General features: G+C 60.3%; 10 protein-coding genes and 1 pseudogene. 4 read left to right on the top strand and 7 right to left on the bottom strand.

Annotation, left to right across the window (positions count from 1 at the left end):
* Window positions 1–42: 42 nt before the first annotated feature.
* Entirely contained in the window at window positions 43–1,176 is a 1,134-nt protein-coding gene (locus tag GIW04_RS17685) for a GNAT family N-acetyltransferase (protein ID WP_034136154.1), read from the bottom strand.
* Between the two features lie 285 nt (window positions 1,177–1,461).
* Here GIW04_RS17685 and GIW04_RS17680 point away from each other — a divergent pair, with 285 nt between their 5' ends.
* A complete protein-coding gene (locus GIW04_RS17680) occupies window positions 1,462–2,784 on the top strand; it encodes a putative porin (RefSeq protein ID WP_003193136.1) in 1,323 nt (440 codons plus the stop codon).
* Between the two features lie 104 nt (window positions 2,785–2,888).
* On the opposite strand, the gene GIW04_RS17675 is transcribed toward GIW04_RS17680, so the two are convergent.
* The 5 genes from GIW04_RS17675 to aceK form a co-directional block, all read right to left on the bottom strand.
* Window positions 2,889–3,125, bottom strand: a complete 237-nt coding sequence (locus GIW04_RS17675; protein WP_003193137.1) for an anti-sigma factor family protein — start codon at window positions 3,123–3,125, stop codon at window positions 2,889–2,891.
* Window positions 3,119–3,733: an RNA polymerase sigma factor gene (locus GIW04_RS17670; RefSeq protein WP_003193139.1), complete on the bottom strand. Its 615-nt coding sequence runs from the start codon at window positions 3,731–3,733 to the stop codon at window positions 3,119–3,121. Before GIW04_RS17670 ends, GIW04_RS17675 begins: the two co-directional genes overlap by 7 nt.
* A 123-nt stretch (window positions 3,734–3,856) precedes the next feature.
* A complete protein-coding gene (locus tag GIW04_RS17665; RefSeq protein ID WP_003193141.1) occupies window positions 3,857–4,978 on the bottom strand; it encodes a beta-ketoacyl-ACP synthase III in 1,122 nt (373 codons plus the stop codon).
* A gap of 314 nt (window positions 4,979–5,292) precedes the next feature.
* Entirely contained in the window at window positions 5,293–9,204 is a 3,912-nt protein-coding gene (gene hrpA, locus GIW04_RS17660) for an ATP-dependent RNA helicase HrpA (RefSeq protein WP_120248438.1), read from the bottom strand.
* 132 nt (window positions 9,205–9,336) lie between these two features.
* Entirely contained in the window at window positions 9,337–11,046 is a 1,710-nt protein-coding gene (gene aceK / locus GIW04_RS17655; RefSeq protein ID WP_120248439.1) for a bifunctional isocitrate dehydrogenase kinase/phosphatase, read from the bottom strand.
* A gap of 161 nt (window positions 11,047–11,207) precedes the next feature.
* Between aceK and GIW04_RS17650 the strand changes: the two genes are divergently transcribed.
* The gene (locus GIW04_RS17650; protein WP_034136157.1) at window positions 11,208–12,089 is read left to right on the top strand and encodes a DMT family transporter; all 882 of its coding nucleotides are present in this window, start codon (window positions 11,208–11,210) and stop codon (window positions 12,087–12,089) included.
* 112 nt (window positions 12,090–12,201) lie between these two features.
* On the opposite strand, the pseudogene GIW04_RS17645 reads toward GIW04_RS17650, so the two are convergent.
* A pseudogene (locus GIW04_RS17645) lies at window positions 12,202–13,061 on the bottom strand (DMT family transporter).
* Window positions 13,062–13,483: 422 nt separating this feature from the next.
* On the opposite strand from GIW04_RS17645, the gene GIW04_RS17640 reads away from it, so the two are divergent.
* Window positions 13,484–14,275 carry a CPBP family intramembrane glutamic endopeptidase gene (locus GIW04_RS17640; RefSeq protein WP_003193151.1) on the top strand — a complete coding sequence of 264 codons (792 nt, stop codon included), beginning with the start codon at window positions 13,484–13,486 and terminating at the stop codon, window positions 14,273–14,275.
* A 205-nt stretch (window positions 14,276–14,480) separates the two neighbouring features.
* Window positions 14,481–15,245: PAS domain-containing protein (locus GIW04_RS17635; protein ID WP_236479087.1), on the top strand; the 765-nt coding region annotated here is incomplete at its 3' end.

Here is a 15,245-nt window from a genome sequence, read left to right as displayed (position 1 = left end):
CCTGTACGTTCTTCGCGAGAATGATCGCTCGTACAAGGTGTCTTACGTTCCGTCAGAGTGCCGATAAGGCAAAGCCGCCCTCGCCTCTTCGGCATACGCCAGAACCCCCACCCGTTCGCGCTCAAGAAAATCTTCCACAGCGTTCTTCAACCCCGGGTGGCGCAGGTAGTGCCAGGACCGCGTAATCACCGGCTCAAACCCGCGAATCAATTTGTGCTCCCCCTGGGCACCCGCATCGAAGCGTTGCAGGCCGTGGGCGATGGCGTAGTCCATGCCTTGGTAGAAACAGGTTTCGAAATGCAGGCGGTCGAATTCCGCCAGGCAACCCCAGTAGCGGCCATAGAAGCTGTCGCCACCAAGCAGGCTGAAGGCCATGGCCACCGGGCGCGTGCCTTGTTTGGCCAAGACTACGCGGATGGCTGCGGGCATGCGCTCAGCCAGCAGGCTGAAAAACGCGCGGGTCAGGTAGGGCGATTGCCGGCGCACCGCGTAGGTGTTGGCGTAGCAGGCGTAGACAAAATCCCATTGGGCTTCGCTCAGCTCGTGGCCTTGCAACCACTCGAACTCGATACCCTGCCCCGCCACTTGTTCGCGCTCTTTGCGCATCTGTTTACGCTTGCGTGAACTCAGGGCGTCGAGGAAATCCTGGAAGTCGCGGTAGCCTCGGTTCTGCCAATGAAACTGACAACCCAGGCGTTGCAACCAGCCGGGGTGTTGGGCCATGGCTTCATCGGCGAGGGCATCGGTAAAGTTGATATGGGCGCTCGACAGGCCTTCGATCTCCAGATACCCCGGCAGGCTATTGAGCAATTCGAAAGCGTCTGCGGCACTGGCAGCCAACACGCGCGGCCCACCGACCGGGCTGAACGGCACGGCCGTCAGCAACTTGGGGTAGTAGTCGATGCCAGCGCGCTCGCAGGCGTCGGCCCAGCCGTGATCGAACACGTACTCGCCATAAGAATGCCATTTTCGATAACCCGGCAATGCCGCCATCAACCGGTCGCCTTCCCAGTGCAGCAAATGCTCCGTCTGCCAGCCCGAATGCGGGCCGACGCTGGCGCTGTCTTCCAGCGCGCTCAGAAACCCATGCTGCATAAACGGCTGGGCCTGTGGCATCAGGGCATCCCACGTGTGCGCAGCGATATCGGACAGGCTGTCCAGGCGTTGCAACGGCATCGGCATCCTCATTGTTTCTTGGCATGAAAACCTGGCGAGTATCGCTGATCACAGCCGCACACACACCCAGAAAACACGCGGACAGACGTCAAAACCCTTAGTTCCGTAGCGTAACGATTTGTCATCTAGATGAAATCACTTAGCCACTACTCCGTCATAAACGGTCGCGATACTGACGCCAGTTTTTAGAGCGTCCGGGTCTACCGGGCGACATTTTTTCCGTCCGTCATGGGTCGGTTGTGTCCTGGAGGGTGTTGCCCTCCCTCCTCACTTTCGGAGATTGATATGCGTCTTGCTTCCACTAAAACTGCGGCGGTCCTGTGTGGCGGCCTGTTGCTGGCACTGAGCGTTCCGGCCAGCGCTGCAGTCGACGCTAAATTGCTCGACATGCTCAAGGCCAACGGCCAGATCACCGCGGCGCAGTACACCGAACTGCAAATGGAACTGGCCAGGGATCAGAAAGAACAACAGATCGCCCGCCAGGCTCAACAAGAGACCAACGAGCAGATCGCGGCCACTGCGAAAAAAACCAACGAGCTGAGCAGCTTCGACCAGAAATTGGCTTGGGCAGCCAAGACCCAGTTCAAGGGTGATGTGCGCTTCCGTCAGGAAACCATCAAGATCGACGGCGAGCCCAACAACGGTGGGCGTGACAAGGACCGTCAACGTATCCGTGCGCGCCTGGGTGCCTACACCGAAATCAACCCGCAAGTGGACACCGGTATCCGTATCGCCACCGGCGGCGGCGACGATGCACGTTCCACTAACCAGGACCAGGATGGTTACTTCGATAAGAAATCGATCTGGCTGGACCTCGGCTACATCGACTACCACCCGGACCAGATCAAGAACCTGCACGTGATCGGCGGCAAGATGCTGCAACCGTGGGTGAACATGGGCGACGTGATCTGGGATAGCGACATCAACCCTGAAGGCCTGGCAGTCACCTACAAATACCCACTGGGTAGCAGTGCGGAGCTGTTCGGCAGCCTGGGTAACTACAACCTCAAGGACAACGTGGACGGTGACGGCGTGCAATTTCGCCATGACCTGCGCCTGACGTCCGGCCAGTTGGGTACGCGTTTCTCGGTCACCGACAACCTGAAAATGACCTTGGGCGGCAGCATCTACGCCTACAAGAATGACGAAGACAGCCGTTGCACAACCACCACCACGCCTTGCGCATTGGCGGTCAACGGCAACTCGGCCAACAACGAATTCCGCTTGTACGAAGGCTTTGCGCAAGCAGACATCGGTGGCCTGGCTGTGCCGCTGTCGTTCTACGGCCAGTACGTGAAAAACAACGATGCGGTGACCGACCAGGACACCGCCTGGTTGCTGGGTGCCAAGTCCAAGGTGTTCGGTTTGAACCTGGACTACAACTACCGCGACGTTCAACGTAATGCCGTCGTAGGCGCCTTCACCGATTCGGACTTCGCCAACGGCACCACCGGTTCGCGCGGTCACAAGATGAAAGTCAGCTACGACATCGACAAGAACTTCGCCATCGGCGCCACCTACTTCCTGACCAAGGCTGACTTTGCCAGCCGGACCCAGCGGGATGCCGACACCAACACCTTGCAACTGGATGCTGAAGCCAAGTTCTAATGCTTAACTTGTAGGAGCGAGCTTGCTCGCGAAGAACCCACAGGCAACGCGGTTCTCCAGGATACCCGCGTTATCGTTGACGTTCTTCGCGAGCAAGCTCGCTCCTACATGATGTCTTTACGCCGCTCGGCCGCCAGTTGTTCAGCCAGCGCATCCACACCCTCCACCGGCTCCTGCGGCATACGCTTGAGCGTCGCCTGCATCAGGCGCATCTGACGGATAAAGCGCCGGCAGTTCGGGCAAAACATCAAGTGATGACGCACCATAAGACGCTCCCGAAAGGTCAATTGCCCATCGAGATAGTCACTGGAACGCGCTACTTGCTCTTTACAGGTCAACATTCGCCCGTTTCCTCAAAATGCTCCACCGTGGCGAAGACTTTAAGCCGTGCTCGATGCAACAGCACACGGACGTTGGAGAGTGAAAGGGTGAGAAGATTACAGATCTCTTCCAGCTCCAGGCCCTGGCGTTCACGCAACACCAGCACACTGCTTTGTAATTCGGACAAGCTCAGAATCGTATGCTCCAGGCATTGGCGCAATTCATCTTCGGTCAGCAGCGCTTCCGGGGTGTCCTGGTGCCAGGCATACGGGGCGACAGCCCAATGGCCATCATCGGGGCTGAAGCGGTCATCGCCGATAGTGCCGTGGGGTGAGGGCAAGTCGTCGAGCAGCACTTCCCGACGATTTTGTTTGTAACGACTCTTTGCGGAGTTGGCAGTAATGGTTAATAACCACGTCTTGAGGCTGGATCGCCCTTCGAACTTGGCCAGGTTGCGCACCACCGAGAGCCAGGCATCTTGCACCACCTCATCGGCATGGCGCTGGCCGACGATGGCATAGGCCACTGCCCGCATTGCACTCTGGTAGGTGTTGACCAATTCCTTATAAGCCTGCTGCTCACCCTTGAGCAGGCGTTCAAGCAGGTGCGTGTCGTCCGCTGCTGCCATTCAAACCTCGATCTAAAAGTGCACACCCGACCCTGTGGGAGCTGGCTTGCCTGCGATGCAGACACCTCGGTGTATCAGGCACACCACTGTGATGCCATCGCAGGCAAGCCAGCTCCCACATACTCAGCGTTTGCGCAGGATCACACTGCCAATCGAATACCCGGCGCCAAAGGAGCTGAGTACGGCAACCGCGCCCTTGGGCAGGTCATCCTGATAAGTGTGAAACGCAATCACCGAGCCGGCCGAGCTGGTATTGGCGTAAGTATCGAGGATCACCGGCGCTTCTTCCACCGACGCGTCGCGCCCCAGCAGCTTCTTGACGATCAGGTGATTCATGCTCAGGTTGGCCTGGTGCAGCCAGAAGCGCTTCACATCGGTGACACTCAGCTGGTTTTCTGCCAAGTGCTCGCCGATCAATTCGGCCACCATCGGGCAGACATCACGGAACACCTTGCGGCCTTCCTGCACGAACAGCTTGTCGGGAGCGCCGATGCCCTCTTCCGCGGTGCGGTTGAGGAAGCCGAAGTTGTTGCGGATGTTGTTGGAGAACTTGGTCAGCAGCTTGGTGCTCACCACATCGAACTGATGTTCGGACGTCGCCAGGTCAGCACGCTCCAGGATCACCGCCGTGGCGGCGTCACCGAAGATGAAGTGGCTGTCACGGTCACGGAAGTTCAGGTGGCCGGTGCAGACTTCCGGGTTGACCATCAGGATCGCCCGGGCCTGGCCCAACTGGATGCTGTTGGCCGCGTTCTGGATGCCGAAGGTGGCCGAGGAACACGCCACGTTCATGTCGAAACCGAAACCCTGGATACCCAAGGCTTCCTGGACTTCAATGGCGATCGCCGGGTAGGCGCGTTGCAGGTTGGAGCAGGCGACAATCACGCCGTCGATATCGGCGGCGGTCTTGCCGGCGCGCTGCAGGGCTTGTTCGGCGGCACCGATGGCCATCTGGCAAAGCACCGACCATTCGTCGTTGCTGCGCTCGGGCAGGCGTGGAGCCATGCGCTGCGGATCGAGGATGCCGTCCTTGTCCATCACAAAACGGCTCTTGATGCCGGATGCCTTTTCGATGAATGCCGCGCTCGACTCGGTCAGCGCCTGCACATCGCCACGTTCGATAGCGGCGGCGTTGTCGGCGTTGAACTGTTGTACGTAGGCATTGAAAGACTGCACCAGCTCTTCGTTGGAAATGCTGTTGGCCGGGGTGTACAGGCCAGTGCCGCTGATGACGACGTTATGCACGGTCGTTCCTCTAAATCTGTCAGGCAGAAGATATTGGTACCGTCGTACCAAACTTAAAGTGGTTTGATGTCATCCAGCGGGCATCAAACTGGCAATGCTTTTATTCACTCTTGTAACCGCGAAGTTTGCCACAACCCTGGGGATTTGGCGCTATAGGCCAGACAAACATCCCATTGTGGGATGGGGCTTGCCCTAATGCCTGTAGGAGCGCGCTTGCTCGCGAAGAACCCACAGGCAACGCGCTTATCCAGGATACCCGCGTTATCGTTGACGTTTTTCGCGAGCGAGCTCGCTCCTACAGGTGGGCCAGGGGTTCAGGGCTCTACCTGGCTCCATTGCTTGCTCAGGCGCTTATCGGAAATCGGTACCTTGGTGCCCAACTGCTGGGCAAACAGCGACACCCGGTACTCCTCCAGCCACCAGCGGTACAGCTCCAGTTGCGGGTCGCGCTTGCCTTCCTGGGTGTGTTTGTTCAGGCGGTTCTGGTACTGCGCCCACAAACCGCCCAACTCGCTGCTCCACACACGGTCCTTTTGCACCTGGCTCGGCAGTTTTTCCAGGCGCAGCTCGATGGCCTTGAGAAAACGCGGCAGTTCCTTGAACCACTGGGCCGGGGTTTCCCGTACAAAGCCTGGGTACACCAGGTTGCTCAGTTGCTGCTTGATATCGTTCAAGGCCACGGCCTGGGCCAGGTCGATCTTGCCCTTGAAGCGCTTTTGCAGGCCGTGCCAGAGCTTCAGCACCTCCAGGGTCAGGCGCGCGAGGCGCTCGGCGTGCTCGGTCCAACTGCCGCGCTTGCGTTCAGCCAAGGCTGCCAGGCCAGCGCCATCGCGTGGCAGGCTATCTTCGCCTTCAAGTACACAGGTATCGAGGCTGGCCAGCAGGATGTCTTCGACCAGCGCGTCGATACGCCCCAGTTCACGGTACATGAGGCCCAACTCGGTCAAGCCCGGCAATTTGCCGCGCAGGAATTTCGCCGGTTCCGCCAATTGCTGCATCAGCAGGCGCTGCAAGGCGCGACGGTGCTGGAACTCGGCTTCGGCGGCAGTCGAGAAGCGCCCCTCCTTGACCGCGCCGTTCTCTTCCACCAGGGCCGGGTACACCGTCATCGACAGGCCGGCGATGTTTTGCTGGGTCTTTTGCGCCACCGCCGCAAACACCTTGGCCTCTACCGGTTGCTGGCTTTTCGCGGTTTGCGGCACGGCCAAGGCGGCCTGGCTGGCTTCGGCGAACCGTGCGGTCAGCTCGGCCAGGTCGCGGCCTTCGCCGAGGAACTTGCCCTGGCCGTCGACCACTTCCAGGTTCATCTTCAGGTGGTTTTCCACCTGCTGCGCCGCCTCGGCCCACGCCTCATCGCTGACCCGCGCACCGGTCATGCGCAGCAATTCACGCCCCAGCGCCTGGGGCAACGAGCCCTGGCCGAATTCGATGCGTTGCAGCGCGGCCTTGACGAAGTCCGGCACCGGCACGAAGTTTTTGCGCAGCGCCTTGGGCAAGTTGCGCACCAGGGCGATGCACTTGGCTTCGATCAACCCCGGCACCAGCCACTCCAGGCGCTCGGCTGGCAACGCCGGCAACAACGGCGCCGGCACCCGCAGGGTCACGCCGTCACGGGGGTGGTTGGGTTCGAAGTGGTAACTCAAGGCCAGGGCCAGGTCGCCCAAGTGCAAGGTGTCCGGGTAATGCGCGGCGGTGACTTCACTGGCCTCGCGGGCCAGTACGTCCTCTTCGCGCATGATCAGCAGTTGCGGGTCTTTCTGGCTGTTGACCTTGTACCAACTGTCAAAGGTGGCGGTCTGGTGAATCTCTGCGGGCAAGCGCGCATCGTAGAAGGCGTACAGGGTTTCTTCGTCGGCCAGGATGTCGCGACGGCGAGCCTTGGCTTCCAGCTCATCGAGTTGCTCCAGCAGTTTCTGGTTGGCCGTCAGGCACTTGGCACGGGACTGAATCTCGCCACGTACCAGGCCTTCACGGATAAACAGCTCGCGGGACACCTCCGGGTCAATCGGCCCGTAATGCACCGGCCGGCGCCCGACCACAATCAGCCCGAACAGGGTGATCTGCTCAAACGCCACCACTTGGCCGCGCTTCTTCTCCCAATGGGGTTCGAAGTGGTTTTTCTTGATCAAGTGCCCGGCCAGCGGTTCGATCCAATCGGCATCGATTTTCGCCACCATGCGTGCATAGAGCTTGGTGGTTTCCACCAGTTCGGCGGTCATCAGCCACTGCGGGCGCTTCTTGCCGATGCCCGAAGACGGGTGAATCCAGAAGCGTCGCTGCCGCGCCCCGAGGTAGTCGCCGTCTTCGGTCTTCTGGCCGATCTGGCTGAGCAGGCCGGACAACACGGCTTTATGCAGCTTCGGATAGTCGGCGGGCTCTTTGTTGAGGCTCAGTTGCATGTCGCGGCAGATCAGGCTCAACTGGCGATGGGAATCACGCCACTCGCGCAGGCGCAAGTAGTTGAGGAAGTTTTTGCGGCACCAGTTGCGCAACGGGCTGGCGGTCAGTTCCTGGCGCTGCTCCTCGAAACCGCGCCACAGGTTGACCAACCCGGCGAAGTCCGAATCCGGGTCTTTCCACTGTGCGTGGGCTTGGTCGGCCGCTTGTTGACGCTCTGGTGGGCGCTCGCGCGGGTCCTGGATCGACATGGCGCTGGCGACGATCAGCACTTCCTGCAAACTGCCGAGCTTGGCCGCTTCCAGCAACATGCGACCCATGCGCGGGTCCACCGGCAAGCGGGCGAGCTGGCGGCCCAGCGGTGTGAGCTGGCTGTTGCGGTCCACCGCCGAGAGTTCTTGCAGCAGGTTGAAACCGTCGCTGATGGCCTTGCCATCCGGCGGTTCGATAAACGGGAAATCGGTGATCTCGCCCAGGCGCAGGTGCAGCATCTGCAGGATCACGGCGGCCAGGTTGGTACGCAGGATCTCCGGGTCGGTGAATTCCGGGCGCGCGATAAAATCTTCTTCGCTGTACAAGCGCACGCAAATGCCCGGCTCAACCCGGCCGCAACGGCCTTTACGCTGGTTGGCGCTGGCCTGGGAAATCGCCTCGATAGGCAAACGCTGCACCTTGGCGCGGTAGCTGTAGCGGCTGATGCGCGCCGTGCCGCTGTCGATTACATAGCGAATGCCCGGCACGGTCAGCGAGGTTTCCGCGACGTTGGTCGCCAGTACCACGCGCCGGCCCGGGTGGGACTGGAAAATGCGCTGCTGCTCGGCCGGCGACAGCCGTGCGTACAACGGCAAAATCTCGGTGTGTTTGAGCTGGGCCTTGCGCAGCATATCGGCCGCGTCACGAATCTCGCGCTCGCCGGGCAGGAACACCAACACGTCGCCAGGACTGCGCCGTTCGCTGCGCTCATAGGCGGCGATTTCATCAAGGGTGGCAAGGATCGCCTGGTCGACGGTCAGGTCGTCCTCGACGCGGTTGCCCTCCTCGTCCTGTTCCAGGGTGAGTGGGCGATACCAGGTGTCCACCGGGAAGGTACGGCCCGACACCTCGACAATCGGCGCATCGTCGAAGTGCTTGGAAAAGCGCTCCAGGTCGATGGTGGCCGAGGTGATGATGACTTTCAGGTCGGGGCGACGCGGCAACAGGGTCTTGAGGTAGCCGAGCAGGAAGTCGATGTTCAGGCTGCGTTCGTGGGCTTCGTCGACGATGATCGTGTCGTAGCGTTCCAGGTAGCGGTCGTTCTGGGTTTCGGCCAGCAGGATGCCGTCGGTCATCAGCTTGATCAGGGTGTTGGCATCGCTCTGGTCTTCAAAGCGCACTTGATAGCCGACCAACGCGCCCAGCGGCGTGGCCAGTTCTTCAGCGACGCGGCTGGCGACACTGCGCGCGGCGATCCGACGCGGCTGGGTATGGCCGATCAGGCCGAACTGGCCGCGACCGATTTCCAGGCAGATTTTTGGCAACTGCGTGGTTTTACCCGAGCCGGTCTCACCAGCGATGATCAGCACCTGGTGTTTGTTCAGCGCGTCCTTGATCTCATCGCGCTTGGCGGCAATCGGCAGGCTGTCGTCATAGCGAATCACCGGCAGGCTGGCGCGCCGCGCCGTGACCTGGGCACAGGATGCCTGCATGCGCGCCACCCACTGCGCCAGCTTCTCCTCGTCGGGCTTCTTGCGCAGCTCAAGCAACTGGCGCCGCAAGCGGTGGCGGTCGGCGAGCATGGCGTGATCGAGGGTTTTGAGCAGTTGGTCGATGGTGGGTGCTTGGTCTGTCATCAGGTGCGTTTGGGTCGTCTATTTATGCAGGGGGCGAATTGTCGCAGAAAAGCAGCTGCTAGCGGCAAGCTTCAAGCAGCAAGTAAGGGCAGACCTACTTTCACTTGCCCCTTGCAGCTTGCAGCTTGCAGCTTATGGCTGCTCTTTCCTCTTATAAGGGAACACGTCGATCACCTTGCCGGCACGAATCGCGTCCTGCAGGCCCTTCCAGTAGTCAGCGTTGTACAACTCGCCATGCAGCTCATCGAACAACCGGCGTTGCCCGGCGTCGGCAAACAGGAACGGCGGGAACTCTTCGGGGAACACGTCCAACGGGCCTATGGAATACCAGGGCTCGGAGGCCATTTCATCCTCGGGGGTGCGCGGCGCGGGAATATGGCGGAAGTTGGCTTCGGTGAGAAAGCAGATTTCGTCGTAGTCGTAGAACACCACGCGGCCGTGGCGGGTGACGCCAAAGTTCTTCAGCAGCATGTCGCCGGGGAAGATATTCGCCGCCGCCAGTTGCTTGATCGCCAGGCCGTAGTCTTCCAACGCTTCGCGCACCTGGGCGGGGTTGGCGTTGTCGAGGTAGAGGTTTAGCGGGGTCATGCGTCGCTCGGTCCAGCAGTGGCGGATAAGCACGGTGTCGCCCTCTACCTCCACAGTACCGGCGGCGACTTCCAGCAACTCGGCCAGGCACTCGGGCTCGAACTTGCTCAAGGGGAAGCGGAAGTCGGCGAACTCCTGGGTATCGGCCATACGCCCTACCCGGTCGACGCTTTTCACCAGGCGGTACTTTTCGATCACCGTGGCGCGGTTGACGTTTTTTGACGGCGAGAAGCGGTCCTTGATGATCTTGAACACCGTATTGAAACCCGGCAGCGTGAACACGCTCATGACCATGCCACGCACACCGGGGGCCATGATGAACTGGTCATCAGTGGTGGCAAGGTGGTTGATCAGCGCGCGGTAGAACTCGGATTTGCCGTGCTTGTAGAAACCGATGGAGGTGTACAGCTCGGCAATGTGCTTGCCCGGCAGGATGCGCTTGAGAAAGCCGATGAATTCCGCGGGCACGGGCACGTCGACCATGAAATAGGAACGGGTGAACGAGAAGATGATCGACACGTCGGCTTCGTCGGTGATCAACGCATCGATCTGAATGCCACGCCCTTCGCGGTGCAGCAGCGGAATCACCAGCGGCCATTGTTCGTCGCGCGTGTAGATGCGCCCCACGAGGTAGGCGCCTTTGTTGCGGTACAGCACCGAGGAAAACAACTCGACCTTGAGGTCTGGGTCCTTGCACACCCAATCCGGCAGGTTTTCACGCAACTGGGCTTCGAGGCGGCGCAGGTCGGCGGGCAGGTCGGCGTAGGGCTCGCTGAAGCTGTAGTCAGAGAAAACCTGCGCGAGCATGTCCGCTATTTTACCGGCCGGCGTGTAGATACGGGTTTGCGCCGCCCGCGCCCGGCGCAGGCTAGGCCGGGTGGTGTGAATGAACATACAGCCGTCGCTGATCAGGTCATGGCTGAACAGGCCGCAGAAGATCGAGTTGTACCAGGTCTCGGACAGTTCATCGTCAAAACGCAGATCGATCAGGCCGATATAGGCGCTTTTTACCAGGGGCCACTGGCCGATGTCCTGCAACGCCGCAGGGTCAAAACTGGCGCGCAGGCGGGTCGTGACCTCAGCGACTTTCTCTTCATAGAGGTTGATGCGCGCGGCCGACGCGGCCTGCCCCTGCTGCCACTGGGCCTTCTCGAAACGCTCACGGGCGCCATCGGTGATCTGGCGGAAGTGCTCACGGTAATCGTCGAAACCGTCGAGGATCATCCGGGCGATAGCGAGGGCGGACTGCGACATGCGGGAAACCTCGAACGGGTATCTGGAAGCCCAGAGCTTAGCCAGTGAACCGAGGCAGGAGAAGAATGATTTTGCACGGCGGTGAACTGACTGCAATTAGCCATTGTGCCGACCTGCCCGCTGGGCAACACTTCTGCGCCCGATTGGCGTAGGAGTTTTCCGTGAGACCTGTTGACACCCTGTATCTGCTGGGGCTGGCTGCCATCTGGGGCGCGAGTTTCCTGTTTATGCGCATGATCGCGCCGGAAATCGGCACGGTGCCCACCGCGTTCTTCCGCGTGTCGATTGCCGCCGCGGGTTTATTGGTGATCCTGGCGATGATGCGCGTGAGCTGGGATTTCCAGGGCAAGTTCAAAACCGTTTTGCTGCTGGGGGTGATCAACTCCGGGATTCCGGCGACCATGTATTCAGTGGCGGCGCAGGTACTGCCGGCGGGTTATTCGGCGATTTTCAACGCCACCACACCGCTGATGGGCGTGCTGATTGGCGGATTGTTTTTCAGCGAACGCCTGACGCCGTCGAAAATCGCAGGTGTCGCCTTGGGGCTGTTTGGCGTTGCCGTGCTCACGCGTGCGGGGCCGGTGGCCTTTGATCTGGAATTATTGATGGGCGCATTGGCGTGCCTGCTGGCAACCACCTGCTATGGCTTTGCCGGTTTCCTGGCGCGGCGTTGGCTGGACCAGCGCGGCGGGTTGGACAGCCGTCTCTCGGCCTTGGGCAGCATGTTGGGGGCGACGTTGTTTCTGTTGCCGTTCTTTGCCTACAGCGCCATCAGCCATCCACCGGCGAGCTGGGGCGGCTGGCAGGTGTGGTCGTCGCTGCTGGGGCTAGGGCTGGTGTGTACGGCGTTTGCCTACATCCTGTACTTCCGCCTGTTGTCATCCATTGGCCCGGTCAAGTCGATGACTGTGACCTTCATGATTCCGCCGTTCGGCGTGTTGTGGGGGGCGTTGCTGTTGGATGAGCCGTTGTCCATGGCCCATCTGTATGGCGGAGTGTTGATTGCCGGGGCGCTGTGGTTGGTACTGCGCTGGTCCAAATAACTGCAGGAGCGAGCTTGCTCGCGAAAAACCCGAGAGCACCCTGTTCATTCAGGATGCCCTCGTTATCGTTGACGTTCTTCGCGAGCAAGCTCGCTCCTACAGTGAGTGGTTTTTAGTTTTTACGGAACACGAAGACCAACCCGACGATGATCAACGCCATTCCCAACACGCTCAACAGGGCCAGGCGGTTGCCGAAGATCAGGTAGTCCATCACCGCCGTCACCGCCGGCACCAAGTAGAACAAGCTGGTGACATTCACCAGGTTGCCCCGGGCGATCAGGCGGTACAGCAATAGCGTCGCCAGTACCGACACCACCAGCCCCATCCACAGTACCGGCAGGTAAAAACGCGCACTGTGTTCAAAGTGGAACGGCTGGAACGGCACGAACACCGCGCACAGCAGCAACCCGGCCAGGTATTGCAGTGGCAGCGTGCCCAAGGGATTGTCGGTGATGCGTTTTTGCATGATCGAGCCAAACGTCATGCTCGCCAGCGCCAGCAGCCCGAACAGCATCCCCGCCAGGGACATGCCCGCCAGCCCGATGCCCTGATACACCACCATGATCAAGCCCGCCAACCCCAACCCCAGGCCGAACAGCCGGCGCCAGGAGCGTTGGCGCTCCATCAGTACCACGGTAAGGATCGGCTGCACGCCCATGATGGTCGCCATCACGCCGGGGGTGACGTTGAGGTCCAGGGCCAGCAGATAGAAATCTGGTAGGCCCCCAGCAATACCAAGCCCGTCGCCGCCGCATACAGCAGGGGTTTGCCGGGACGAGGCAGCTTCAACTTGAGGATGGGTACCAACACCACCAACCCAATCAGGGCGATGGCAAACCGGATCAACAGAAATGCAAAGGGCGAAGCATGGGCCAGGCCCAACTTGGAGAAGATCGCCCCGCTGCTCCACAGCAAGACAAACACGCTCGTCGAGGCCGCCGCGGCCACGGATTGTTTCGAAAGCACAGACATGGTTACCACCTGTTATCAGGCTAAAAAGCCGACTCAGTAAAAAACTGAATTTCAGTAGGTTTTTTTCAGGCAGGCACGGGGCAACGGCGGATTGCTGATCAGCCCGAAATGCCAACACCCGGCGGTGATACGACTGCGTACACCGGCGTGCTACTGACAGGTGGGGGGTAATGACTGATCTGCGCAGGCTGCTTGCCCCGGCACGGCACGACCACGGCGTTGACCGCTGAATCGACTACCGCTATGCGCTGGGAAGCTGGCATGTGCTGATCTTTTTTGAAGGGATTAAGACGCGACGACTATAACCAGCCGCAAACATACTTTGCAATCCTTTCCCCCTTGCCTTGTACGTGGAGGCGTTTTCATGCCCTGGAACCTGGCCACTCGCTATAATGCTGCCCGGATTTTTCGAAGGATTTCACATGATTGCTTTGCCCTGGCTGTACCTCACCCTACTTTCCATTGGCTATGTCGTGGCCTTGATCTACGGCCAACTGGGCGTACTGGCGGCGGTCTCCATCGCACTGCTGCTGGTGGCCGGGTACGCCGTGCGCCAGCAACGCAACCCTTGGGCGCGCTACCTGGGTCACGGCTTGTTTATTGTCCTGGCCCTGGGCCTGGCGATGCACTGGCTGCCGGGTTTCTATAACGGCCGCGGTATTGCGCCCCAGCGTTTTACTCCGGACTCAGTGCCCTTCTCGATGTACCTGAACCAGGACAAACCCCTGATCGGCTTCTGGCTGTTGCTGGCCTGCCCATGGATTGTGGCGCGACGCTCATTGCGCCTGTCGATCTGCGTCACGGCCGTGGCCCTGACCCTGGCCGCCATCGCCGCCCTGGGTGGCGCAGCGCTGCTAGGGATGATCAGTTGGGCGCCGAAATGGCCGGACGAGGCGTGGCTGTGGGTGTTGAATAACCTGCTGCTGGTGACGTTGGTCGAAGAAGCGCTGTTTCGCGGGTATATCCAGGGCGGCCTGAGCCGACGCTTCAAACACCTGCCCTATGGCGAGAACCTCGCGCTGCTGTTGGCCTCGCTGTTATTCGGCCTGGTGCATTTTGCTGCGGGTTGGCAGTGGATGCTGCTGGCGAGTATTGCCGGCGTGGGTTACGGCCTGGCCTATCGCTTTGGCGGGCTCGGCGCGGCGATTGCCACGCACTTTGGCTTGAATCTGCTGCACTTCGGGTTGTTCACCTACCCGATGCTCGCAGGCTAAACCTTCCTTACTGTAGGAGCGAGCTTGCTCGCGAAGGACTTCAACGCTAACGCGGGCATCCTGAATGAACGCGTTGCCCTTGAGTGTTTCGCGAGCAAGCTCGCTCCTACAGGGGCAACACCGTTCGCAGGATTGTTGCAAAAATAAGTTAAATAAATGCCCCGCATGGCCGATACCCCCTGAAAGCCTTGCGGATTGAACAATCATGCGTAATAACCAACCCGTTACCCAGCGCGAACGTACCTTCCCCGCTCAGCAACGGTTGATCTCCACCACAGATGCCAAGGGTGTGATTACCTACTGCAACGACGCCTTTGTCGAAATCAGTGGGTTCACCCGCGAAGAACTGATCCGCGCCCCACATAACCTGGTGCGTCACCCGGATGTGCCGCCGGCCGTGTTCGCGCATATGTGGTCCACGCTCAAACAAGGCTTGCCATGGATGGGCATTGTCAAGAATCGCTGCAAGACCGGTGACCACTATTGGGTTAACGCCTATGTGACGCCGGTCTTCGACGGCAACCAGGTGATCGGCTACGAATCGGTGCGCATCAAGCCCACCGCCGAGCAGATCCGCCGGGCCGAAGCGCTCTATCAACGTATCAACCAGGGCAAGTCGGCCGTTCCCCAGCGGGACAAGTGGCTGCCGGTGCTGCAGGACTGGCTGCCGTTTATCCTGGTCAGCCAACTGAGCTTCATGATCGGCGCCACCCTCACCTCCCAATGGGGCTTTGCCCTGGCAGCGGCGCTGTCGGTGCCGTTGGGCCTGCTGGGCTTGAGCTGGCAACAGCGCGGTCTCAAGCGTTTGCTGCGCCTGGCCGAACAGACCACGTCCGACCCGTTGATCGCGCAGATGTACACCGACAGCCGTGGCGCACAAGCGCGTCTGGAAATGTCGATCCTCAGCCAGGAAGCGCGTCTGAAGACCTGTCTTCCCCGCCTGCAGGACACCGCCGAGCACCTCAACGAC

Origin of the sequence: Pseudomonas sp. PA-4-8C (assembly GCF_021606625.1) — a bacterium.
Lineage (GTDB): Bacteria > Pseudomonadota > Gammaproteobacteria > Pseudomonadales > Pseudomonadaceae > Aquipseudomonas > Aquipseudomonas lactis.
This window is presented reverse-complemented; position numbering and strand designations above follow the sequence as displayed.

What these genes read in the sequence shown, in the direction of transcription:
- GIW04_RS17685 (WP_034136154.1), bottom strand. Translation starts at nt 1,176, where the DNA reads ATGCCGTTGCAACGCCTGGACAGCCTGTCCGATATCGCTGCGCACACG.
- GIW04_RS17680 (WP_003193136.1), top strand. Translation starts at nt 1,462, where the DNA reads ATGCGTCTTGCTTCCACTAAAACTGCGGCGGTCCTGTGTGGCGGCCTG.
- GIW04_RS17675 (WP_003193137.1), bottom strand. Translation starts at nt 3,125, where the DNA reads ATGTTGACCTGTAAAGAGCAAGTAGCGCGTTCCAGTGACTATCTCGAT.
- GIW04_RS17670 (WP_003193139.1), bottom strand. Translation starts at nt 3,733, where the DNA reads ATGGCAGCAGCGGACGACACGCACCTGCTTGAACGCCTGCTCAAGGGT.
- hrpA (WP_120248438.1), bottom strand. Translation starts at nt 9,204, where the DNA reads ATGACAGACCAAGCACCCACCATCGACCAACTGCTCAAAACCCTCGAT.
- aceK (WP_120248439.1), bottom strand. Translation starts at nt 11,046, where the DNA reads ATGTCGCAGTCCGCCCTCGCTATCGCCCGGATGATCCTCGACGGTTTC.
- GIW04_RS17640 (WP_003193151.1), top strand. Translation starts at nt 13,484, where the DNA reads ATGATTGCTTTGCCCTGGCTGTACCTCACCCTACTTTCCATTGGCTAT.